The sequence below is a fragment of the Tersicoccus phoenicis genome (assembly GCF_001968835.1).
Lineage (GTDB): Bacteria > Actinomycetota > Actinomycetes > Actinomycetales > Micrococcaceae > Tersicoccus > Tersicoccus phoenicis.
The window spans coordinates 25,062-46,927 of record NZ_MRDE01000064.1 but is presented as its reverse complement, the minus strand read 5'-3'; the positions used below and the strand labels follow the sequence as shown (position 1 = coordinate 46,927).

At 72.7% G+C, this 21,866-nt stretch carries 17 protein-coding genes, 1 tRNA gene and 1 pseudogene; 11 read left to right on the top strand and 8 right to left on the bottom strand.

Features of this window, described 5'->3' with window-relative positions:
- Position 1 precedes the first annotated feature (1 nt).
- The 5 genes and pseudogenes from BKD30_RS09365 to BKD30_RS09345 all read right to left on the bottom strand — a co-directional run bounded on the left by BKD30_RS09365 (position 2) and on the right by BKD30_RS09345 (position 3,160).
- Positions 2-844: a putative protein N(5)-glutamine methyltransferase gene (locus BKD30_RS09365; RefSeq protein ID WP_173893084.1), complete on the bottom strand. Its 843-nt coding sequence runs from the start codon at positions 842-844 to the stop codon at positions 2-4.
- Complete coding sequence (locus tag BKD30_RS09360; protein ID WP_076704205.1) at positions 841-1,668, bottom strand: fructosamine kinase family protein; 828 nt, start codon at positions 1,666-1,668, stop codon at positions 841-843. The genes BKD30_RS09365 and BKD30_RS09360 overlap by 4 nt, the downstream gene beginning before the upstream one ends.
- A gap of 108 nt (positions 1,669-1,776) precedes the next feature.
- Positions 1,777-2,319 (bottom strand): YbaK/EbsC family protein, encoded by a 543-nt coding sequence (locus BKD30_RS09355; protein ID WP_076704204.1) that lies wholly within the window; start codon positions 2,317-2,319, stop codon positions 1,777-1,779.
- A gap of 66 nt (positions 2,320-2,385) precedes the next feature.
- Positions 2,386-2,997, bottom strand: a pseudogene (locus BKD30_RS17095) (GyrI-like domain-containing protein).
- Positions 2,998-3,087: 90 nt separating this feature from the next.
- Positions 3,088-3,160, bottom strand: a tRNA-Arg gene (locus BKD30_RS09345).
- 113 nt (positions 3,161-3,273) lie between these two features.
- Between BKD30_RS09345 and BKD30_RS09340 the strand changes: the two genes are divergently transcribed.
- From BKD30_RS09340 to BKD30_RS09285, 11 genes are all read left to right on the top strand, one after another.
- A complete protein-coding gene (locus BKD30_RS09340; RefSeq protein ID WP_076704202.1) occupies positions 3,274-4,572 on the top strand; it encodes an MFS transporter in 1,299 nt (432 codons plus the stop codon).
- Positions 4,573-4,804: 232 nt separating this feature from the next.
- Positions 4,805-6,727, top strand: coding sequence for an HNH endonuclease signature motif containing protein (locus BKD30_RS09335; RefSeq protein WP_143588140.1), 1,923 nt, complete (start codon positions 4,805-4,807; stop codon positions 6,725-6,727).
- 168 nt (positions 6,728-6,895) lie between these two features.
- Positions 6,896-8,545, top strand: coding sequence for an arginine--tRNA ligase (gene argS / locus BKD30_RS09330; protein ID WP_076704199.1), 1,650 nt, complete (start codon positions 6,896-6,898; stop codon positions 8,543-8,545).
- Positions 8,542-10,215 (top strand): diaminopimelate decarboxylase family protein, encoded by a 1,674-nt coding sequence (locus tag BKD30_RS15620; protein WP_083956213.1) that lies wholly within the window; start codon positions 8,542-8,544, stop codon positions 10,213-10,215. Before argS ends, BKD30_RS15620 begins: the two co-directional genes overlap by 4 nt.
- Positions 10,215-11,540, top strand: a complete 1,326-nt coding sequence (locus tag BKD30_RS09315; protein WP_076704198.1) for a homoserine dehydrogenase — start codon at positions 10,215-10,217, stop codon at positions 11,538-11,540. The genes BKD30_RS15620 and BKD30_RS09315 overlap by 1 nt, the downstream gene beginning before the upstream one ends.
- A 1-nt stretch (position 11,541) precedes the next feature.
- Positions 11,542-12,642, top strand: a complete 1,101-nt coding sequence (gene thrC, locus BKD30_RS09310) for a threonine synthase (RefSeq protein ID WP_076704196.1) — start codon at positions 11,542-11,544, stop codon at positions 12,640-12,642.
- 58 nt (positions 12,643-12,700) lie between these two features.
- Positions 12,701-13,651: a homoserine kinase gene (gene thrB / locus BKD30_RS09305; protein WP_235861586.1), complete on the top strand. Its 951-nt coding sequence runs from the start codon at positions 12,701-12,703 to the stop codon at positions 13,649-13,651.
- Between the two features lie 383 nt (positions 13,652-14,034).
- Positions 14,035-16,158 carry a transcription termination factor Rho gene (gene rho, locus BKD30_RS09300; RefSeq protein ID WP_076704347.1) on the top strand — a complete coding sequence of 708 codons (2,124 nt, stop codon included), beginning with the start codon at positions 14,035-14,037 and terminating at the stop codon, positions 16,156-16,158.
- A 144-nt stretch (positions 16,159-16,302) separates the two neighbouring features.
- A complete protein-coding gene (prfA, locus tag BKD30_RS09295; protein WP_076704193.1) occupies positions 16,303-17,385 on the top strand; it encodes a peptide chain release factor 1 in 1,083 nt (360 codons plus the stop codon).
- The gene (gene prmC / locus BKD30_RS09290) at positions 17,382-18,329 is read left to right on the top strand and encodes a peptide chain release factor N(5)-glutamine methyltransferase (protein ID WP_408033370.1); all 948 of its coding nucleotides are present in this window, start codon (positions 17,382-17,384) and stop codon (positions 18,327-18,329) included. The genes prfA and prmC overlap by 4 nt, the downstream gene beginning before the upstream one ends.
- On the top strand, positions 18,326-18,976 hold the full coding sequence (locus BKD30_RS09285) for an L-threonylcarbamoyladenylate synthase (RefSeq protein WP_076704191.1): 651 nt from the start codon (positions 18,326-18,328) through the stop codon (positions 18,974-18,976). Before prmC ends, BKD30_RS09285 begins: the two co-directional genes overlap by 4 nt.
- Before the next feature lie 16 nt (positions 18,977-18,992).
- Here the strand turns inward: BKD30_RS09285 and BKD30_RS09280 are convergent, their stop codons facing one another.
- The 3 genes from BKD30_RS09280 to BKD30_RS09270 are packed head-to-tail and all read right to left on the bottom strand — an operon-like array spanning position 18,993 to position 21,861.
- Positions 18,993-19,937, bottom strand: coding sequence for an NAD-dependent epimerase/dehydratase family protein (locus tag BKD30_RS09280; RefSeq protein WP_076704190.1), 945 nt, complete (start codon positions 19,935-19,937; stop codon positions 18,993-18,995).
- Entirely contained in the window at positions 19,934-20,923 is a 990-nt protein-coding gene (locus BKD30_RS09275; protein ID WP_076704188.1) for a glycosyltransferase, read from the bottom strand. The genes BKD30_RS09280 and BKD30_RS09275 overlap by 4 nt, the downstream gene beginning before the upstream one ends.
- The gene (locus BKD30_RS09270; protein ID WP_076704187.1) at positions 20,920-21,861 is read right to left on the bottom strand and encodes a glycosyltransferase; all 942 of its coding nucleotides are present in this window, start codon (positions 21,859-21,861) and stop codon (positions 20,920-20,922) included. Before BKD30_RS09270 ends, BKD30_RS09275 begins: the two co-directional genes overlap by 4 nt.
- Positions 21,862-21,866 lie beyond the last annotated feature (5 nt).

Below are 21,866 nucleotides of genomic sequence, written 5' to 3'. Positions count from 1 at the left end.
TCTAGGCGCGCTCGGCGGCGGCTCCGGGCTCGCGGCGGGCGACGACGACGGTGCCGTCCGTCTGCTCGTCCCGCACGATCCGGGTGGCCAGACCCGCGTCCGCGAACAGCCGGGCGCTCGTCGTGGCCTGTCCGGCGCTGGTCTCCACGATCACGGTGCCGCCGGGGGCGAGCCAGCGTCCGACGTCGGCGGCGATCCGACGCTGCACGTCCAGCCCGTCCGGCCCGCCGTCGAGCGCCACCCGGTGCTCGTGGTCGCGGGCCTCGGACGGCATCGACCCGATCGCGTCGGTCGGCACGTAGGGGGCGTTGGCGACGACGACGTCGACGGTGCCGGCCAGGTCCGGCGGCAACGGGTCGAACAGGTCACCGGCCAGCACCAGTGCGTCCGGGGCGTTGCGGCGGGCGCACGCGACGGCGTCCGGGTCGATGTCCGCGGCGATCAGCCGGATGCGTCTCTCGCCGGTGTCACCGCGCGTGTCGGCAGCCACGTGCCGGGCCAGCCAGGCGGTGACGGCGGCCGCGCCGCAGCACAGCTCGAGCACGGTTGCCGGGCCGGTGGCACCGAGCGTGTCGGCGGCGAGCCGGGCCAGCAGCAGGGTCCGACGGCGGGGGACGAAGACGCCGGCGCGGACGTGCACCCGCACGTCGTCGAACGCGGCCCAGCCCAGCAGGTACTCGAGCGGATCGCCGGCCACGCGCCGCCGCACCAGGTCCTCGCGGGCCGCTTCGTCTCCGGTGGCGGCGAGCAGCAGGTCGGCCTCCTCCTCGGCGAACACGCAGCCGGCCGCGCGCAACCGGGCGATCACGTCATCGCGCACCCCGGCGGAACGCGGATCGTTCACCGCAGCGACAGGGCTGCCCGCGCGGCCCGGTCGGTCTGCTGCGCGTAGCCTCCGTGGTAGCCGCCGTGCTCGGGCGGGTCGAACAGGATGGCGTGGAGCATCAGCGGGTAGAGCTGGTGCAGGGGGACCCGGTCCTGCCAGCCCGGTCGCAGCGGGTGGGCCTGCTGGTAGCCGGCGAGCACGCGGTCCAGGAACGGGCTGCCGAACAGGGCGAGGAACGCCAGGTCGGTCTCCCGGTGGCCGCCGTGGGCAGCCGGGTCGATCAGGGTGGCGCCGTCGGGGGTCCACATGACGTTGCCGTTCCACAGGTCGCCGTGCAGCCGGGCGGGGGCTTCGTCGTCGTCCAGGTCACCGTCGTCGAAGTCACCGTCGTCGAAGTCACCGGCGAGCAGCCGGTCGATGACGTCACCGATCGCGGCGCGGGTGCGCGGGCTGAAGGCGTGCCTCGCGCGGGGCAGGTCCAGCAGCGGGCCGAGCCGGGCTCGCGCGTAGAAGGCGCCCCAGGTCGGTTCGGCCGCGGCCGGCATCGGCAGCGGGTCCTCCAGCGGGCCGAAGAAGCCGTCCCCGTCCCATCCGGCCGGCGGGGCGCCGAACGCATCGGCGCCGGCGTCGTGCGTGACCGCGAGGGCCCGGCCGAACGCCTCGGCCGCCTCCGGGGTCGGGGCGACCTGGTCCAACCGGTCCAGCAGCAGGTGGTCCTCGTCGACCTCGAGCACCGTCACCGCCGGGGCTCCGCCGGCAGACGCCAACCAACGCAGGCCCGCGGCCTCACAGGCGAAGAATCCGCGCGGCGCCCCGGATCGGTCTTTACGGAAGGTGGCCATGCCTCTCAGCCTAGGCGCGCACTGCGGACGGATTCCGTCCGCAGCCGCTTCTCGGCTGCTGGCAACTACGGCCCCGCCGGACGCCGGGGGGTGTCAGCCTGCGTGTGGTCAGCGGCCGAGGTCCTCGACCACGGTGGCGTTCGGCAGCTCCGCCAGCGTGGCACCGGGCAACAGCAGCTTCGACGCGCGCACACCCGAGCCGATGCAGATCACGGGCAGGCCCGGCACGCTGGCGTCGACGAGCACTGGCCAGTCGGCCGGCAGCCCGATGGGTGAGATCCCGCCGAATTCCATGCCGGTGCGCTCGACGGCGTCCTCCCGGGCGAGGAAGGAGGCCTTGCGCACGTCCAGGCGTCGCTTGACCGTGTTGTTCACGTCGGCGCGGGTGGTCGCGGGCACCGCGCACGCGGCCACCTTCTCGACGCCTTCCCGCCGTCCGGCCACGACGACACAGTTGACGAGCGTCTGCGTGTCGAGACCGTAGGCCTGCTCGGTGGCGGCGGTGTCGGACAGCTCCGGGTCGATCTCGACGACGCCGACGGAGTCCAGCCAGCCGAGTTCGGTCAGCGCGGCGCGGACGGGCTCGCCCAGCAGGTCGGGACGGTCGGTGGCGGGTACGGCGTGCAGGGTGCCGAGGGTGAAGACGCTCATGCACCCGATCCTGTCACGGCGGCCGGAACCGGGGTCGCGCCGTCGTCGGCGGCGCCTGCGTCGGTCTCAGACAGGCCGGACCGGCTGCCGCAGGATGGTGCGCCGCTTCTCGGGCGCCACCCGCCGCGCGTCGCTCAGGTAGATCTCGTGGTGGTGGCCGGTCGGCCTCAGCCCGTGTTCGGGCAGGTACTCGCGGTGCAGCCGGGTGAGCACGTCCGCCTTGTCGTCGTGCGCGCCGACGTGCAGGGTCTGCACGCAGCGTCCCTCGGCGAGGGTCTCGACCCGCAGCACGGTACCCGACGGTGGTCGCCCGGCCTCATCCAGCACCGAAACGGCCAGCGCCTCGTCGATCCAGTCGGGCACCAGCAGCATCAGGGTCTAGTCCCAGCGCGTCTTGTCGCGGGCGCTGGTGTAGGCATCCATGCCTTGCGCCCACCACAGGCCCTCCAGCGGCGGGACGACGTAGTCCCGGCCGAGGTCGTTCCTGCTCGCGAACTTCAGCCGGTACGCCACCGGGTAGAGGGTCTCGACGGCGCGGGTGAAGGCGGGGGAGGTGTTGGGGTCGCCGTGCCCGTCGACCGCGAGGTAGCGCGACGTCGGCACGTCCAGCTCGCGGAAGCGGCCCCGGGGCGCCCGATAGCCCTCGAGCGTCTTCTTCAGGTCGACCTTCTCCGTCATCGCGCACTCCCGGGGGTTGGCGTCGAGCGTGCCGTCACGAAAAGAGCGATGTCGTGGTCCTCGGTCGGACCACGACATCGCTCACGACGGTGCCCGCGACAGGATTCGAACCTACGACCTTCTGCTCCGGAGGCAGACGCTCTATCCACTGAGCTACGCGGGCTGGTGCGTCCTTGAGACTACCAGCGAAGCGGGTCGGGCGCCCAATCCGGATGGTGGGCGGCATCACGCCGTTGGGCGGCGGGGAGGGCGGTGGCCGGCCGATAACCTCGCAGGGTGGAGTTGACGCGTTGGCAGGGCCGCTGGCTGGCCCTGGTCGGGATCATGCTGCTGGCGTTCACCCTCCGCGTCGCCGTCACCGACGTCACCCCGCTGATCGGCACCATCACCCGCGACGTGCCGTTGAACGCCACCACCACGGGCCTGCTCGGGATGCTGCCCCCGGTCGCGTTCGCCGTCTTCGGTGCCCTGACCCCGGTCCTGCTCCGCCGGATCAGCGGGGAGTGGCTCGCGGTGCTCGCCATGGTGGTCTCCATCATCGGCCAGGTCGGCCGCGCCCTCACCTCCGGCACCACCGTCTTCCTCACGCTGTCCGTGCTGGCGGTCGCGGGCCTCGGCGTCGGCAACGTGCTGCTGCCGCCCCTGGTGAAGAAGTACTTCCCGGACGCGATCGGCCTGGTCACCGCCCTCTACGTGACGATCCTGGCGCTCAGTACCGCCGTGCCGCCGCTCGTGGCGGTGCCGCTCGCGGAGGCCACCGACTGGCGCATCTCCACCGGCGCGTGGGCCATCGCGTGTCTCGTGGCGGCGGTGCCGTGGTTGGCCCTGGCGCGCGGTCGCGGCGCCGGCCCTGACGTCGCCGTCGTGCGCGCTCCGGACGCCCAGATACCGACGGGTGAGCTGCCCGCCGTCGAGCAGCGCGTCGTCGAACAGGCCGGCGTCGAACAACCCGTGTCCCGCGCGCCGGCAACCGTCGTCAAACCCTGGCGCTCCCCGCTCGCCTGGGGGCTGGTGGCGATGATGGGCTTCACGTCGTTCAACACGTTCTCGATGTTCACCTGGCTGCCGCAGATCGTGCAGGACGCCGGCCTGGACCGGGCCGGGGGTGGAGCGATGCTCTCCCTGTTCGCGTTCATCGGCATGCCGCTGAGCCTGATCGTGCCCGTGCTGGCCGCGCGGATGCGCAACCCGTTCCCGTTGTGTCTGATCGGGGTAGTGACCTACGCCGCCGGTTATCTCGGGCTGCTCGGGGCGTCGGCGTCGACGGTCTGGTGGTGGGTGTGCCTGATGGGGGTGGGCCAGGCGAGCTTCCCGTTGGCGCTGGTGCTGATCAATCTGCGTACCCGCACCTACCGCGGTGCCCAGGCGCTCTCCGGGTTCGCCCAGGGCCTGGGCTACGCGTTCGCATCCCTCGGCCCGTTGTTCGTCGGCATCGTCCACGAGGCGACCGGCGGCTGGCTGGTGCCGGTGCTGTTGCTGTGCGGTGGCCTGGTGATCGTGGCGGTCGGCGGCGCGGTGTGCTGCCGGCCGCGGACGCTCGAGGACGAGCTGGGCCTGCCCGCGGCGCACCGGTAGACCGGGCGATCGGTTCCGGCATCTCCCGGGATTTGTGGCACTTCTGTGGACCGCCCAGTTCTGTCGGTGGCGGCTGGTTGAGTGTGGTCATGGAAGCGAGATCGGGAGAACGGGGACCGGGAAGACGGCCGATGACGGTCGTCCTCCCGGGGTCACCGGACGGGTCCGACGGTCTGGTCGAGTTCGTCATGGACCGCCGAGTTCTGTCGGTGGCGGCTGGTTGAGTGTGGTCATGGAAGCGAGATCGGGAGAGCAGGCGCGGAGTGGGTCGTCGGAGACGACGACTCTTCCGGGGCGGTCCGGGTTGCTGGAGCCCCCGGCCGCTCCCGCCCCGGGTTCGGCCACCGACGTCGATCCCGCCGCTGCCCTCGCCCACCTCCTCTCCGTGGTCGACGGCCCGTGCGCCGAGTCGATGGGTCTCGCTGAGGGCGTCGGTGGGCTGGTGGAAGTGCGGCGCATCGAAGCGTGGCTGACGTGGGCGAAGCACCGACTGGCGGGGTCGACCATGCGCGCCGCGGAGCGGCAGCAGGAGCGGTGGGTGGATTCGCACCCGACCACGGGCGACGACCTGGCCGACGGGGAACGCGGCGAGGGCCTGGCCCGGGCGGAGCGCCTGGCCCTGGCCGAGCGGGCCGGAGTGGCCGAGATCGCCTGCGCACTTCGCGTTGGGGAGACCGCCGCGCAGGGACTGGTGCTCCGCGCGGAGTTGTTCGGGGGCCATCTGGCGGCGACGGACGCGGCCCTGCGAGCGGGACATGTGACCGGTGCTGCCGCGGTGGAGATCGCTGCGGGAGTGGCCGGATATGTTGGGGAGCTGCCGACGGCCACCGACGAGGCGATGGTCGACGCGCTGACCCGAGCGGTGCAGGGCACGGAGCTGGATCTGCTGGGTGAGGCGACGCGAGGTATGACGACCGGAGAAATTCGGAACCGAGCCCGACTGCTGCGGGAGCAATGTCACCCGGTCCCCTTCCCGGAACGGTTCGCAGCGGCCCGTGCAGGTCGTTATGTGCGAGTGCGCGCAGACCAGGACGGGATGGCACAGTTGTCGGCGCTGCTGCCGACGGCGGTGGCGCGCCGGATCGACGGTCGACTCTCGACGATCGCCCGCCAGCTGCAGCAGGCGGAGCGGGAAGAGTCGATCGCCGGGGAAACGCGTGCAGAGGCGATTGGGCAGTATCCGCCCACGATCGGACAGCTGCGGGCCGATGTGCTGGCCGACCTGCTCGGCGGACTGACCGGCCGTCGATCGGTTGTCCCCGTACTGCCGGGGGAGTCGCCTACGGGTGACGTGCTCGACTCGGACGGTCACCTGACTCAGCTGATGGACGACGGGCGGGCGCCGCAGCTGGTGGTGACGGTGCCGGCGGTCACCCTGCTGGGCGCCGAGGACCCCGCCTGGTTGGGCAGACTCGGCCCGATCGCCGCCGCCGATGCCCGTTATCTGGCTTCTCTGGCCACCAGTCTGAGTATGGTCATCACGGCGCGCGGCACGGGCGAGGCCACGGGACCACCGGTAGCGGCAGGTCCACCAGGGCCGGAACCGCCGGCGGCAGGACCACCGCCGGCGGAGGGCTCATCGATGTGGACGACGCCAGTGGTGGTGCCGGTGGCCGTCACCAACGGGCAGCAGTACCGTGTCCCGGCTGCGCTGCGGAGGGCGCTGGCGGTGCGCGACGGAACCTGCCGGTTCCCCGGCTGTCGACGGCTCGCCGACCGGTGCGACGTCGACCACGTCCCCGCGTGGGCCGACGGCGGGGCCAGTGAGGTGGTCAATCTCGCGCAGCTATGTCGCCGCCACCACGTCCTCAAACACCACACGGGCTGGTCCGTGCAGGTGGAACCACTCGATCCGCTCCGCGCGCCGGCGCGGTCGGACGGATCCATCGTTACCGGCTGTGGATTCGGTGACTCGGTGGACCCGCGACGTGACTCGGTGGACCGAACCGGTGACCCCGTGGACCGACTCGGTGACCCCGTCGACCTGCTCCGCGATCCCGCTGACCCGGGTCGTGTCGGCGAGGCCGATCTGCCCGGTCCCGAACGGGCCCGCTGGTTCGAGATGCTCGAGAGCCACACGGTGGCAGCCCGACTGCGGTGGACGTCACCGGCCGGACGTCAGTACGTCACCGATCCCGAGCGACCACCGTTCTGAACGGTAGCGACGTCGAGACCCCGACCGTCCATGAAGGCCTGGCGGACTGCCTCTCGACCGGACTGCCTCTCGACCGGACTGCCTCTCTGACGGACAGCCGACAGCTGACAGACAGCCGACGGACGCAACGATTCGGGGGGCGACACGCCGCGCCGGTACCCTGAACAGGTGACTCCCGAAGAACTCTCCTCCGCTATTGCTGCCTGCCTGCAGGCCGCCGTCGACGCCGGCGACCTGGCGCTGACCACGGTGCCGGCGGTGCGCGTGGAGCGACCGAAGAACCGGGAGCACGGGGACTGGGCCACCAGCGTCGCCCTCCAGCTGGCCAAGCCGGCCGGCCGGCCGCCGCGGGAGATCGCCACCCTGCTCGGTGACCGCCTGGGCGAGGTCGACGGCATCGCCTCGGTCGACGTCGCCGGTCCGGGCTTCCTCAATATCGTGCTGGACACTGCGGCCGCGGGCGAACTGGCCCGCACCATCGTCCAGGCGGGGACCGCCTACGGCGCCGGCACCACGATGGCCGGCACCCGCGTCAACCTCGAGTTCGTCTCCGCCAACCCCACCGGGCCCATTCACCTCGGCGGGACCCGCTGGGCAGCGGTCGGGGACGCGCTGGCCCGGGTGTTCACCGCCCAGGGTGCGGACGTGACCCGCGAGTACTACTTCAACGACCACGGCGCCCAGATCGATCGGTTCGCCCGTTCCCTGCTGGCCCGGGCGCGCGGCGAGGCGGCGCCCGAGGACGGCTACGGCGGGGAGTACATCGCCGAGATCGCGTCCGACGTGCTGCGGTTGCGCCCCGACGCCCTGACCGACCCGGATCCGCAGGAGGTATTTCGCTCGGTCGGCGTCACGTTGATGTTCGACGAGATCAAGCGGTCCCTGCACGACTTCGGGGTCGACTTCGACGTCTACTTCCACGAGGACTCCCTGTTCACGGGCGGCAACGTGGAGATCCTGCTGGAGCAACTGAAGGCATCGGACACCCTGTACTTCGCCGACGGCGCGTGGTGGCTGCGCTCGACGGACTACGGCGACGACAAGGACCGCGTCGTGATCAAGTCCGACGGGCGCGCCGCCTACATCGCCGGCGACATTGCCTACATCAAGGACAAGCGGTCCCGCGGTTTCGACCTGTGCGTCTACCTGCTGGGCGCCGACCACCACGGGTACGTCGCCCGGCTCAAGGCCGCCGCCGCGGCCCTGGGCGACGATCCGGCCCGGGTCGAGGTGCTGATCGGGCAGCTGGTCAACCTGGTCCGCGACGGCAAGCCGGTGCGGATGTCCAAGCGCGCCGGCACCGTGGTGACGATGGAGGACCTCGTCGACGCCGTCGGCGTGGACGCCGCCCGCTACGCGCTCACCCGCTACTCGGTCGACTCCAACATCGACGTCGACCTGGACCTGCTGGTCCGGCACTCGAACGACAACCCGGTCTTCTACGTGCAGTACGCGCACGCCCGCACGTGCGCCGTCGGGCGGAACGCCGACGCAGCGGGCGTGGACCGCAGCGACGAGGCGTTCGACGCGTCCGTGTTCGACCACCCGACCGAGTCCGCGCTGCTGGCGGCGCTGGGCCAGTATCCGGGCGTCGTTGCGCAGGCCGCCGAGTTCCGAGAGCCGCACCGCGTGGCCCGGCACCTCGAGCTCCTCGCCGGCACCTATCACCGCTGGTACGACGTGCGCCGCGTGACCCCGCTCTCCGGCGAGGACGTCACGGACACGCACCGCAGCCGCCGCTGGCTCAACGACGCCACGCGCCAGGTGCTCGCCAACGGGCTCGGGTTGCTCGGCGTCACCGCCCCGGAGCGCATGTGACCAGCGCGCATGGGAACAGCGCCGGCCCGACCCGCGCCAATCCCCTCGCCCCGAGCTGGCTGACCGTGCCGGACGACGTGAACGCCCTGGCGCCGGGCCTGTGGCCGGCCGACGCGGCGCGCGCGGGCACGGACTCTGCCGAGAGCGGCGCGTTGACGATCGGCGGGGTCGGGCTGGCCGAGCTGGTCGAGCGGTTCGGCACCCCGTCCTACGTCCTCTCGGAGAGGGAGTTCCGCGCCCGCGCCCGCGCCTTCGCCGACGCGTTCACGAAAGCGTTCGCCAGCGGGTCGCCCGACCAGCGCACCACCGTCGACGTCTACTACGCCGGCAAGGCCTTCCTGTGCACCGCGGTGGCCCGCTGGGTCGAGCAGGAGGGCCTGAACCTGGACACCGCCTCGGGCGGGGAACTGCTGGTCGCCCTCCGGGCCGGCGTGCCGGGTGCGCGGATCGGCCTGCACGGGAACAACAAGTCCGACGCCGAGCTGCGCCGGGCGCTGACCGCCGGCGTCGGGCGGATCGTGGCCGACAGCCTGCCGGAGATCGACCGGATCGACGCGCTCGCCGGCGAGGCCGGGGTCCGGGCTCCGGTGATGCTCCGGCTCACCCCGGGCGTGCACGCGCACACCCACGACTTCATCGCCACCGCCCACGAGGACCAGAAGTTCGGCCTGTCCCTGGCGGGGGAGAGCGGCGGTGCCGGCCAGCCCGGTGCCAGCGGTGCGGGGGAGAGCGGCGGTGCCAGCGGTGCGGGGGAGAGCGGCGGTGCCAGCGGTGCGGGGGAGAGCGGCGGTGCCGGCGGGGCCGGGGATGGCGCGAGCCCGGCCGGGTCGCCCGCCGAGGCCGCCGTCGACGCCGCCCTGGCCGCCCCGAACGTCGACCTGATCGGCGTGCACTGCCACATCGGCTCGCAGATCTTCGAACCCGACGGCTTCGAAGCCGCGGCGCGCCGGCTGCTGGCCTTCCTGGCCCACGTGAAGGACCGGCACGGCGTCGAACTGCCCGAACTGGACCTCGGCGGCGGGTACGGCATCGCCTACCTGCCGACGGACACCCCGCGGGAGCCGGCCGACATCGCCGCCGCCACCGCCGCCGTCGTGCGTGAGACCTGCGCCGAGCTCGGACTGGCCGTCCCGCGGATCTCCATCGAGCCGGGCCGCGCGATCGTCGGCACCGCCGGGATCACCCTCTACACCGTGGGCACCATCAAGGACGTCCGGGTGGACTTGGACGCGGTGCCTACCGGGCAAGAGGACGACGACGGGATCGGTGGATCGGAGCAGACGGCGGTGCGCCGCTACGTCTCCGTCGACGGCGGGATGAGCGACAACCCGCGGCCGGTGCTCTACGACGCGGACTACACGGCCGTGCTCGCCTCCCGCACCTCCACGGCCGCGCCGGTGCTGTGCCGGGTGGTGGGCAAGCACTGCGAGAGTGGGGACATCGTGGTGCGCGACGTGTACCTGCCCGCGGACCTGCACCCCGGTGACGTGCTCGCCGTGCCCGCGACCGGCGCCTACTGCTGGTCCCTGTCCAGCAACTACAACTACCTGCCGCGTCCGGGGGTGACGGCGGTCCGGGACGGATCGGCCCGTCCCATCGTGCGCGCGGAGACCGAGGCCGACCTGCTGGCCCGGGACGTGCCGGAGCCGGCCGGGAACGAGGGAGTCTGATGGAGACGTTGAAGGTGGCCCTGCTGGGGGCCGGGAACGTCGGCGCGCAGGTGGCGCGGATCCTGCTCGAGGACGCGGACGCGCTGGCCGGGCGGGTGGGCGCCCGGCTGGAGCTGACCGGGATCGCTGTGCGCGACGTCGACGCGCCCCGGACCGTGGATCTCCCGCGGGACCTGTTGTCCACCGACGCGGAGGCCGTGCTGTCCGGGGCGGACCTCGTGGTCGAGCTGATGGGCGGCATCGAGCCCGCGCGGTCCCTGATCAAGCGGGCGCTGGCCGGGGGCGCCGCCGTCGTCACCGGCAACAAGGCGCTGCTGGCCGAGCACGGACCCGAGCTGTACGCGGCCGCCGAGGAGGCCGGGGTGCAGCTGGCCTACGAGGCGGCGGTCGCCGGGGCGATCCCCATCATCCGGCCGGTGCGCGACAACCTGGCCGGGGACAACATCACCCGGGTGCTCGGCATCGTCAACGGCACGACCAACTACATCCTCGACGCGATGGACACCACCGGGGCCTCCTTCGCCGACGCCCTCGCCGAGGCCCAGCGCCTCGGGTACGCGGAGGCCGACCCCACGGCGGACGTCGAGGGGCTGGACGCCGCCGCGAAGGCCACCATCCTCGCCTCCCTCGCCTTCCACACCAGCTTCGACCGCGCGCACGTCTCCTGCGAGGGCATCACCGCCATCACCGCCGCCGACGTGGCCGCGGCGCGTGAGGCCGGCTACGTGATCAAGCTGCTCGCCATCTGCGAGGCGGTGCCCGCGGACCCGCAGGCGCCCGACGGCGACCGCGGCGTCGCCGTCCGCGTGCATCCGACGCTGCTACCCCGGGAGCACGCCCTCGCCGCGGTGCGGGGCGCGTTCAACGCCGTCTACATCGAGGCCGAGTACGCCGGCTCCCTGATGTTCTACGGCGCCGGCGCCGGTGGGGTGCCCACCGCCTCCGCCGTGCTCGGCGACATCGTCAGCTCCGCCCGGCGCCGGGTCCTCGGCGGCCCCGGCGTGACCGAGAGCGTGGGCGCCAGCGTCACCCCGGTGGGGCTGGAGGCCGTCGCCACCAGCTACGCGATCGGCCTGCGCGTCGCCGACGCACCCGGTGTGCTGGCCACGATCGCGCGCGTGTTCGGCGACCACGGCGTCTCCATCGGGACCCTGCGCCAGACGACGCACGCCGACGGCGCCCGCGAGGGAACGAGCAACGACGCCGACCTGCGCATCGTCACCCACCGCGCCCTCGACGCGGCCCTGCGCCGCACCGTCGACGCCGTCGGACAGCTGCCCGCGGTGCACGAGGTGACCAGCATCCTGCGAGTGGAAGGGGCCTGAGATGGCTCACCAGTGGCGCGGCGTGATCCGCGAGTACGCCGACCGGCTGCCGGTCACCGCGGACACCGAGGTGATCACCCTCGGCGAGGGCGGCACCCCGCTGGTGCCGGCCCGGCACCTGTCCGAGCTGACGGGCTGCGACGTGCGGATCAAGGTCGAGGGCATGAACCCGACCGGTTCCTTCAAGGACCGCGGCATGACGATGGCGATGACGGCCGCCAAGGCCGCCGGCGCGCGAGCGGTGGTCTGCGCGTCGACCGGCAACACGTCGGCCTCCGCGGCTGCCTACGCGAAGCAGGCCGGTCTGACCTGCGCCGTCCTCGTCCCCGAGGGCAAGATCTCCCTCGGCAAGCTCAGCCAGGCCCTGGCGCACGGGGCGACCCTGCTGCAGGTCGACGGCAACTTCGACAACTGCCTCGAGGTGGCCCGCAAGCTCGCCGAGGCGTATCCGGTGTTCCTGGTCAACTCGGTCAATCCCGCGCGGATCGAGGGTCAGAAGACCGGTGCGTTCGAGGTCGTCGACGCGCTCGGTGACGCCCCCGACCTGCACCTGCTGCCGGTCGGCAATGCCGGGAACATCACCGCCTACTGGCGCGGCTACGTGGAGTACTCCACGCCGTGGGAGAACCAGGCCGGGGACACGCTGGCGCCGGTGGCCACCCACCGGCCGCGGATGTGCGGCTTCCAGGCGGCCGGCGCCGCGCCGATCGTGCTCGGCCACCCGGTGACCGAGCCGGACACCATCGCCACCGCCATCCGGATCGGCAACCCCGCCTCGTGGGAGCAGGCGGAGGCCGCCCGCGACGACTCCGGCGGACTGATCGACTCCGTCACCGACGAGCAGATCCTCGAGGCGCACCGCTGGCTCTCGGCGAAGGAGGGCGTCTTCGTCGAGCCGGCCTCTGCCGCCGGCGTCGCTGGCCTGCTCAAGAAGCACGCCGCCGGCGAGGTCGAGCCCGGCCAGACCATCGTCATCACCGTCACCGGGCACGGGCTGAAGGATCCGGACTGGGCCCTGAAGTCCGCGGACGGCGCAGCGATCGAGCCGACCCGGGTGCCGTTCGACGTCGTCAGCGTCGCCGACGCCCTCGGCCTGCAGTGAGATGACCACGGGGGAGCGAGCGCGGCTGCGACCGGTGGCCACAGGGCAGCGCGTGCGGGTGAGCGTACCCGCCACGGTGGGCAACGTGGGCCCCGGGTTCGACTGCATCGGCCTCGCCCTGGATCTGCGGGACGAGTTGACCGTGATCACGACGGACCCGGGAGCCGGTCCCGCGCTGACCGTGCGGGTCGCCGGGGAAGCCGGTCAGGACGTGCCGCGGGACGAGACCCACCTGGTGGTCCGCACCATCCGCCGGACCCTGGAACGCGCCGGCTACCGGGCGCCGGGACTGCACCTGGACGCGGTCAACGTCATCCCGCACGGCCGCGGTCTGGGTTCCTCGGCCGCCGCTATCGTCTCGGGCGTGCTGGCCGCCAACGCGCTGCTGCCCCCCGACGCGCGTGCGGACGGCGAGGAGACGTTCCAGTGGTGCTCCCGCTTGGAGGGGCACCCGGACAACGTCGCCCCCGCTCTGTTCGGCTCTCTGGTGGTGACCTGGGCGCGCGACGACGGGACGTTCGGGCACGCCGTCGTGCCGGTCGCGCCGTCGATCAGCCCGGTGATGGCGGTCCCCGCCATGGAGCTGTCCACGGAGGTCAGCCGGGGACTGCTGCCCTCGTCGGTACCGCACGCCCACGCGGCGGCCAACGCGGGTCGCGCGGCGCTGCTCGTGCACGCGATCGGGTCCGCCCCCGAACTGCTGGCTCCCGCGACGCGGGACTACCTGCACCAGGACGCCCGCGCCGGCGCGATGCCGGCGAGCGCGGAACTGCTCCGCACGCTGCGGGAGCAGGGCTTCGCCGCCGTCATCTCGGGAGCGGGACCGAGCGTGCTCACCCTCGCGGTCGATCCCGTCCAGCGGGACGCCGTCGTCCGTGCCATCGGTCGGCACCGGGACGAGACCGCCGACGGCGCCCGGTGGACCGTGCGTACCCCGGCGGTCGGGCGGGAGGGTGCTAGAATGGAGGAGCACCGAGGATCAAGCGACATCTCGACGATCATCTGGTGATCATGTTCCAACCGGGGGCGAGGGTCCCGCGAAGCTGACACGTCAGGTGTTATGTTTCCGGTGTCGCACCCGGTTCGGGCTCATCGCCGTTCCCGGTGCACTCTTCTTCTTCCTGTCACCCTCGGAGCGCCCCCGCTCCACGCGTGGATCACCCCGGACCGGGAAGCCGCCGGAGCTGAGGAGAAGACGTTCACACCGCCCCGATCCCGAGCGGATCGGCTCACCGATCCGGTGAGCGCGGGCGGGGGAGCCGGTCGCTTGGCGTCCGGCTCAGCCACTACCCGACGGTCGTCGTCCAGTGACGACCGGATATCGAGGGGGAAGGATCCTTCGTGACCAACACCACCGACCTGTTGCCAGGTACGGAGAACGATCGCGTCACCGTGGGCAGCGCCCCGGAGACGACGGGCGCCACCACGTCCGACACCACCGGTTCCGACACCACCACGTCCAGCGCCGACCGGTCGGCGACCGAGGGCCCGCGTGCCAACGGGCTCGCCGGCCTCAAACTGGCCCAGTTGCAGGCCCTCGCCGGTCAGCTCGGCATCAGCGGCGGGTCCCGGATGCGCAAGAGCGACCTGGTGACCGCCATCGACAATCACCAGCGCGGCTCGGCCGTCGCCGACCGGCCCACCGAGAGCCGCGGCCAGAACGGTGCTGCGTCGAACGGTGCTGCGTCGAACGGTGCTGCGTCGAACGGCAGCGAGACCGGCCAGCAGAACGGCAGCGAGGCCGGCCAGCAGAGCGGCGCCGCGCCGGAGCGGCCCGCTCGTCGCAGCCGCCGGGCGAGCAGCGCCGGTGTCGTCGAGTCCGGCGGTCAGGCAGCCGGTCAGGCCGGTGAGAAGACGACCGAGCAGGCAGCCGAGCACACCACCGAGCAGGCAGCCGAGCACACCACCGGGAAGACCGCCGAGAACACCGCCGAGCAGGGCGCGTCGCGCGGCCGGAACGGCCAGCGGAACGAGAACGGTGACGGCGAGCAGTCCGGCGAGGGCGAGAACCGTCGGCAGCGAAACCGGAACCGTAACCGGGACGACAAGCGGGATGACACCCAGTCCGGTGACGACAGCGGATCCCGTCAGGAGAGCCGGCAGTCCCGCCGTGAGCGCAACCGGAACCGGGACCGCGACGAGAACGAGAACCGGAACGACAGCCGGAACGAGAATCGCGGCGACAGCCGGAACGACAACCGGAACGACGACGACTCGCGCGGCGGCCGGAACCGGCGCAACCGCAACCGCAACAACCGGGACGACCGCAACGACCGGTTCCGCGACCGCACCGATCGCCGTCGCCGCAACGCCGGCCCCGAGGTCGATGACACCGAGGTGACCGACGACGACGTGCTGCTGCCCGTCGCCGGCATCCTCGACGTGCTGGACAACTACGCGTTCGTCCGTACCTCCGGCTACCTGCCCGGCCAGAACGACGTCTACGTCTCGCTGAACCAGGTGAAGAAGTACCATCTGCGCAAGGGCGACGCCGTCGTCGGTGCCATCCGTGCCCCCCGGGACGGCGAGAACACCAACCAGGGCGGCGGTACCAACCGCCAGAAGTTCAACGCCCTCGTCCAACTGACCAGCATCAACGGGAAGAACCCGGACGAGAACACCGGCCGGGTCGAGTTCACCAAACTGGTCCCGCTGTACCCGTCCGAGCGACTGCGCCTCGAGACCGATCCGAAGCGGATCGGCCCGCGCGTCATCGACCTCGTCGCCCCGATCGGCAAGGGCCAGCGCGGTCTGATCGTCTCCCCGCCGAAGGCCGGCAAGACCATGATCCTGCAGGCCATCGCCAATGCGATCACGATCAACAACCCCGAGGTGCACCTGATGATGGTGCTGGTGGACGAGCGTCCCGAAGAGGTCACCGACATGCAGCGGTCCGTCCGCGGCGAGGTGATCGCTTCGACCTTCGACCGTCCCGCCGATGACCACACCACCGTCGCCGAGCTGGCCATCGAGCGGGCCAAGCGGCTCGTCGAGATGGGCATGGACGTCGTCGTGCTGCTCGACTCGATGACCCGACTGGGCCGCGCCTACAACAACGCGGCCCCGTCCTCCGGGCGCATCCTCTCCGGTGGTGTCGACGCGGCGGCCCTGTACCCGCCGAAGCGCTTCTTCGGTGCGGCCCGCAACATCGAGAACGGCGGCTCGCTGACCATCCTCGCCACCGCGTTGGTGGAGACCGGCTCCAAGATGGACGAGGTCATCTTCGAGGAGTTCAAGGGCACCGGCAACATGGAGCTGCGGCTGTCCCGCAATCTGGCGGACAAGCGCATCTTCCCGGCCGTGGACGTGAACGCCTCGGGCACCCGCCGCGAGGAGAACCTGCTCTCGCCGGAGGAGGTCAAGATCATGTGGAAGCTGCGCCGCGTGCTCTCGGGCCTCGAGCAGCAGCAGGCGCTCGAGCTGCTGACCGGCAAGATCCGGGAGACCCAGTCCAACGCGGAATTCCTCATGACGGTGGGCCGGACCACCCTCGCCGCCAGGCCCGACGACAAGTAGCTCCTCTGCACCGCCCCGCACCGGGCGGTCCTGCCCGGGCTCTCCTCACCGAGGACCGGTCCGGGGCCCGTCCGGGCGGGGCGGTGTCGTCGGTGGAGCGTCGGTGAAGCGGTGTCGTCGTCGGGGTAGGGAGAAGAGGAGAACATGTTCGAGTCGGTGCAGACGGTGCTCACCGAGCACGCGGAGCTGCAGACCGCACTGGCGGATCCGGCGGTGCACGCCGATCCACGGCGGGCCCGCCAGCTCGGCCGGCGCTACGCCCAGCTGAACGGCGTCGTCGAGGCCTACCGGCGTTACCAGGCCGTCGCCGGTGATCTGGAGGCCGCCCGCGAGCTGGCGGCCGAGGATCCCGAGCTCGCCGCCGAGGTGCCCGGCCTGGAGATCGAGTTGGGCACCGCGACCGAGCGGCTGCGCCGACTGCTGATCCCGCGCGATCCCGACGACGGGCGCAACGTCATCCTGGAGATCAAGGCGGGCGAGGGCGGCGAGGAGTCCGCCCTGTTCGCCGGGGACCTGCTGCGGATGTACAGCCGGTACGCCGAGGCCCGGGGCTGGAAGACGGAGATCATCGCCGGCACCGGCTCGGACCTGGGGGGCTACAAGGACGTCTCCGTCGCGGTCAAGGGTTCGTCGAACGACCCGGCGGAGGGCGTCTGGGCGCACCTGAAGTACGAGGGCGGGGTGCACCGGGTCCAGCGGGTGCCCGTGACCGAGTCGCAGGGCCGGATCCACACCTCCGCGGCCGGCGTGCTGGCCCTGCCGGAGGTGGACGAGCCGGAGGAGATCGAGATCAACGCCAACGACCTGAAGATCGATGTCTACCGCTCCTCGGGTCCGGGCGGCCAGTCCGTCAACACGACCGACTCCGCGGTGCGGATCACTCACGTGCCGACCGGCATCGTGGTCGCCATGCAGAACGAGAAGTCCCAGCTGCAGAACCGGGAGGCCGCGATGCGGGTGCTGCGCGCCCGGCTGCTGGCCCACCAGCAGGAGCAGATCGACGAGGCGAACTCCGCCGCGCGCCGCTCCCAGATCCGCACCATGGACCGCTCCGAGCGGATCCGGACCTACAACTTCCCGGAGAACCGGATCGCCGACCACCGCACCGGGTACAAGGCCTACAACCTGGACGCCGTGATGGACGGCGAACTGGGGCCGGTCGTGCAGTCCTGCATCGACGCCGACGAGGCCGCCCGGCTGGCGGCCCTGGGGGAGGATGTGGCGTGAGCGCGGATGCGAGCCCGGAGCGCCCTGCGGAGCGGCAGGACGAGCTCGTGTCCCGCGACGGGCTGGCGGCCGCGCTGCGCGAGGCCGAGACCACGCTGGCCGACGCCGGGGTCGCGACGCCGCGGGTGGACGCCGAACTGCTCGCCGCTCACCTGCTGGGGGTGAGCCGTGGCCGGGTGCGGGCGCTGGCGATCACCGGCGCCGACGCCCCCGCCGCGCTGGCCGACCTGGTGGCCGAGCGGGCGCGGCGGGTGCCGTTGCAGCATCTGACCGGCACCGCATCCTTCCGCACCGTCGAGCTGGCGGTCGGGCCCGGGGTGTTCGTGCCACGGCCCGAGACGGAATCCGTGGTCCAGGTGGCACTCGATTGGGTGCGAGCGAGGGGTGTGGAGACCCCGGTGGTCGCCGACCTCGGTACCGGGTCCGGGGCGATCGCCGCGGCGGTCGCGGCGGAGGTCCCCGGGGCCCGGGTGGTGGCCGTCGAACGCAGCGACCTCGCCCTGGCCTGGGCGCGACGCAACCTCGCCGACACGGGTGTCGAGCTGCTGGCGGGGGATTTCCGGACCGCGCTGGCCGGCCGCGAGGGCACGTTCGACGTCGTCATCACCAACCCGCCGTACGTGCCGCCGGACGCCGTGCCGGTGGACCCCGAGGTCGCCGAGCACGACCCGCCCGAGGCGCTCTACGGCGGCGACCGCGGCGGCCTCGAGCACCCGGCCGCCGCGGCCGTGGCCGCCGCCGCGGCGCTGCGGCCCGGCGGCTTCCTCGTCCTGGAGCACGGCGAGGCGCAGGGCGCGGCCGTGGAACGAATCCTCGCCGACGCGGGCTTCGCCGGCATCGAGGCGCACCCGGACCTGACCGGGCGACGTCGCGCCACGTCCGGCGTCATCCCCACCAGCCCGGGCCGACGCAGCCCGAATCAGAACGGAGACTCCCGCGCATGAGCGAGATCATCGACTGCACCGACGACGCCGGCCGGGCCGAGGGCCTGGCCCGCGCGCACGAGGCGATCACCGCGCAGGAGTGCATCGTGCTGCCCACCGACACCGTGTACGGCATCGGCGCCGACGCGTTCTCCCCGCGGGCGGTGGCCACGCTGCTGGCCGCCAAGGGGCGCGGCCGGAACATGCCGCCGCCGGTGCTGGTGGGCCGGCCGGAGACCCTCGACGGTCTGGCCACCGAGGTGCCGGCACCGGCGCGGGACCTGGCCACCGCCTTCTGGCCCGGCCCGTTGACGCTCATCCTGCGCGCACAGCCCTCGCTGACCTGGGACCTCGGGGAGACCCGGGGCACCGTCGCCCTGCGGATGCCGGACGACCCGATCGCCCTCGACCTGCTGGCCATGACCGGACCGCTCGCGGTGTCCTCGGCCAACCGCACCGGGCACGCCGCTGCGTCCACCGTCGAGCAGGCGCGCGAGCAGCTCGGCGAGGCGGTCGGCGTCTACCTCGACGGCGGCCCCCGCGGCGAGAACGCGCCCTCGACCATCGTCGACTGCACCGGTGAGACGTTCACCGTGGTGCGGGAGGGCGCCCTGAGTCTGGAGCGGTTGTGCGAGGTCGTCCCGGAGATCAGCGCCGCCGACGTCTGACCGGAGCGGGAGCGACTCAGGGTCGGCCGGCGCGCTGCAGGACGTGGCGCACGTCGCCGGGCACGGTGATGCCGTTCTCTCGCGCCCAGGCGGCGTCCGCCTCCTGGCCGAACCACATCAACTCGACCCGCCGGACCGCGCCGCGGAGCCGGTCGCCGGCGATCCGGGACGCCAGGTAGCCGGCGCGCACGGCGGCCCGGCACAGAACGGCGGGCAGCCGATAGGGCTCGCGGCCCCCGGCCAGGCACAGCACCTCGTCGGTGCGCAGACCCTCCCCGGGTTGCAGCACCACGGCCGGGAGGCTTCCGGCCCAGGTCGCTACGGTGAGCACGAAGCCGACCAGGTGGCGGACCGAGACCACCGGTGTCGGCCGCGGGGGACCCGCCGCCACGGAGGCCAGCGGCGAGCGGGCGATCCGGGCCAGGGACGCGGTGGTGTGCCGGCCGTGACCCTGCACCGACGTGGCCCGGACGATGGTGATCCGGGTGCCCGCGGCGGCGGAGCCGGACGGCAAACGCCGCAGCGCCCGCTCGGCCAGGGCCTTCGACCGGGAGTAGGCGGAGAAGGGGGCGAGGTCGTCCGACTCGTCCAGCCGCGGCCGGTCGCCCTGCACCGCCGCCGAGGAGAGGTGGAGGAACCGGGTGACCCCGGCGCGCTGGGCGGCGAGGGCGGCCACGGCCGGCAGCACGGCGTTCGCTCCGGTCATCCGGTCCGGGGCGGCGCCGTCGGGGGAGGCCAGGCCCGCCGCGTTGATCACGACGTCGATCCCGCGGAACCGTTCCGTCAGGAAAGCCAGGGCCTCGGTCTGGGAGCGTGCGTCCGCCAGCACCGCGTCGACGTCGGCGGCGTCGGACCGCAGTCGCGGGGCGACGACGGTCACGACCGCGCGGGAGGAGCGGGTCAGCTGTTCGACCAGGGCCTGGCCGATGAAGCCACGACCGCCGAGGACGGCGAACCTCATGTCCCCATCTCCGGTAACCCCATCTCCGGCGTCCACGCAGGGTCGTGCAGGATCGTGCGGCTGTTCCGCCACCCGCGCCACAGGGGCACGGCGCCGCGGAGTCCGTGCTCCACGAACAGCAGCCGGACCAGCTCCTTCGCCGCCGTCAGGGCGGTGCCCACCGCGAACCCCGGCCGTGACCAGCAGCCTTCGGTCTGCAGGTAGCGGGCCACGTGGCCACGGTTGCGCATCACGTGGTACCGGCTCAGGTCCGACGAGTCGTTCAGGTGCCGCACGCCGAGGTCGACATGACGCTGGGGCCGCACCTTGCGCAGCACGTACCGGTCCACGTACGTGACCGGTTCGGTGCGGGAGATCAGCCAGCCGTAGATCGCGTCGTCCCAGGTGAGGAAGAACCGGCCGTCCGGCGGCCCGAGCCGCTCCGCCGTGCTGCGGTTGAGGAACATGCCCTCGAAGCAGCCGACGTCGGTGCGCATCACCGGTCCATGCCGGAACACGTTGCCGGGCACGGGCAGCGGCACGCCGAGCCAGGTGCTGAACCGGTGCTGCCAGAAGAACGGCCGGCCTTCCTCGTCCCAGCGGCGCCCGTGCACGGCGCCCGCATCGGCGAGGAAGGGGGCGATCGCGGCGAGCGCATCCGGGACCGCGACGACGTCGTCGTCCATCAGCCACAGCCAGCCGGCGGTCCCCGGTGTGGTGGCGGTCAGCGCCGCGCTCACCCCGTCCCGGAAGCCACCGGAGCCGCCGCTGTTGACCGGCAGCCGCTCGACCTGCACCGGGAACGGGGCCCGAGCGCCGAAGGCGGCGAGCACGGCGGGAGTGTCGTCGGTGCTGGCGTTGTCGACCACGGTGACGCCGGCCGGCGCGGGATCCAGGCCGAGGACGCTGTCCAGCAGGCCCCGCAGGTACACGGACCGGTTGAAGGTGACGACGACGAGGTGGACGGCGGGGGCGACCGCCGGCTCGTCGCCCGCGGAGCCGGTCATCGCGGCAGCGTCCAGGGCGGGCCGAAGGACCGGTTGCGCAGTCCGGCGACGAAGGGCCGGGCCCAGGCCGTCAGGCCGGCGACGTCGCCGCGGCGCAGGAAGTAGAGGGGGTAGCCGACGCCGTCGGCGACGAGGGAGCGGACGCGACGATAGCGCCGGATCAGCTGACCGCGGTTGCGGTAGAAGTAGAACCGCTTGGTCTCCGTCTCCGGGATCAGCACGTGCAACCGGTCACCGATCACGTGCTGCAGCTCGACCTCCGCGGAGGGATGCCGCAGCGCCGCGGTGGTGACGGTGCCGAACCGGACGCCCGCGCGGCGCAGCCGCAGCATGAAGTCCGTCTCGTCGCCGCGCAGGAAGAGCCGTAGGTCCGGCAGTCCCACGGTGTAGAAGACGTCACGGTGCACGAGGGCACCGTTGAAGAAGTGGCCCACGCCCATCCGGAAGCCGGCGGCCTCGACCGTCTCCCGGTCGTGCGTGCTGCGCCCGTCGACCCGGAAGTGGAACGAGAGCCGGCTCGGATCGTCCGGGGTGATCACGAGCGGCAGCACCGCCTCCAGGGACCGGTCGGCGGCGGCGTCCAGCAGGGCGCCAAGGGTCCCGGTGTCCTCCGGGTGCGCGTCGTCGTCCATGATCCAGATCCACTCGGCACCCGAGGCCAGGGCCCCGAGGATCGCCAGCGCGAACCCGCCGGCGCCCCCGAGGTTGACCTCGGACCGGACGTAGGTCACCGGCACGTCGGCGGCCTCCGCGAGCTCCCGCACGTCCGCGGCACCCGCGTCCACCAGGATCACGGACTCGATCGGCCGGCTCTGGCGGGCGAACGCGTCCAGCAGGACGGACAGGTCCTCCGGCCGGTCCAGCGTGACCACCGCGGCCGCGATGCGTGCCTCCCGGCGCGGGGTCCCCGGCGGGACGTCAGGGAACTGCTGCGACATGACGT

What these genes read in the sequence shown, in the direction of transcription:
- BKD30_RS09335 (WP_143588140.1), top strand. Translation starts at nt 4,805, where the DNA reads ATGGAAGCGAGATCGGGAGAGCAGGCGCGGAGTGGGTCGTCGGAGACG.
- BKD30_RS09285 (WP_076704191.1), top strand. Translation starts at nt 18,326, where the DNA reads ATGAGCGAGATCATCGACTGCACCGACGACGCCGGCCGGGCCGAGGGC.
- prfA (WP_076704193.1), top strand. Translation starts at nt 16,303, where the DNA reads ATGTTCGAGTCGGTGCAGACGGTGCTCACCGAGCACGCGGAGCTGCAG.
- BKD30_RS09280 (WP_076704190.1), bottom strand. Translation starts at nt 19,937, where the DNA reads ATGAGGTTCGCCGTCCTCGGCGGTCGTGGCTTCATCGGCCAGGCCCTG.
- BKD30_RS09315 (WP_076704198.1), top strand. Translation starts at nt 10,215, where the DNA reads ATGGAGACGTTGAAGGTGGCCCTGCTGGGGGCCGGGAACGTCGGCGCG.
- BKD30_RS09355 (WP_076704204.1), bottom strand. Translation starts at nt 2,319, where the DNA reads ATGAGCGTCTTCACCCTCGGCACCCTGCACGCCGTACCCGCCACCGAC.
- BKD30_RS09275 (WP_076704188.1), bottom strand. Translation starts at nt 20,923, where the DNA reads ATGACCGGCTCCGCGGGCGACGAGCCGGCGGTCGCCCCCGCCGTCCAC.
- BKD30_RS09270 (WP_076704187.1), bottom strand. Translation starts at nt 21,861, where the DNA reads ATGTCGCAGCAGTTCCCTGACGTCCCGCCGGGGACCCCGCGCCGGGAG.
- BKD30_RS09360 (WP_076704205.1), bottom strand. Translation starts at nt 1,668, where the DNA reads ATGGCCACCTTCCGTAAAGACCGATCCGGGGCGCCGCGCGGATTCTTC.
- thrC (WP_076704196.1), top strand. Translation starts at nt 11,542, where the DNA reads ATGGCTCACCAGTGGCGCGGCGTGATCCGCGAGTACGCCGACCGGCTG.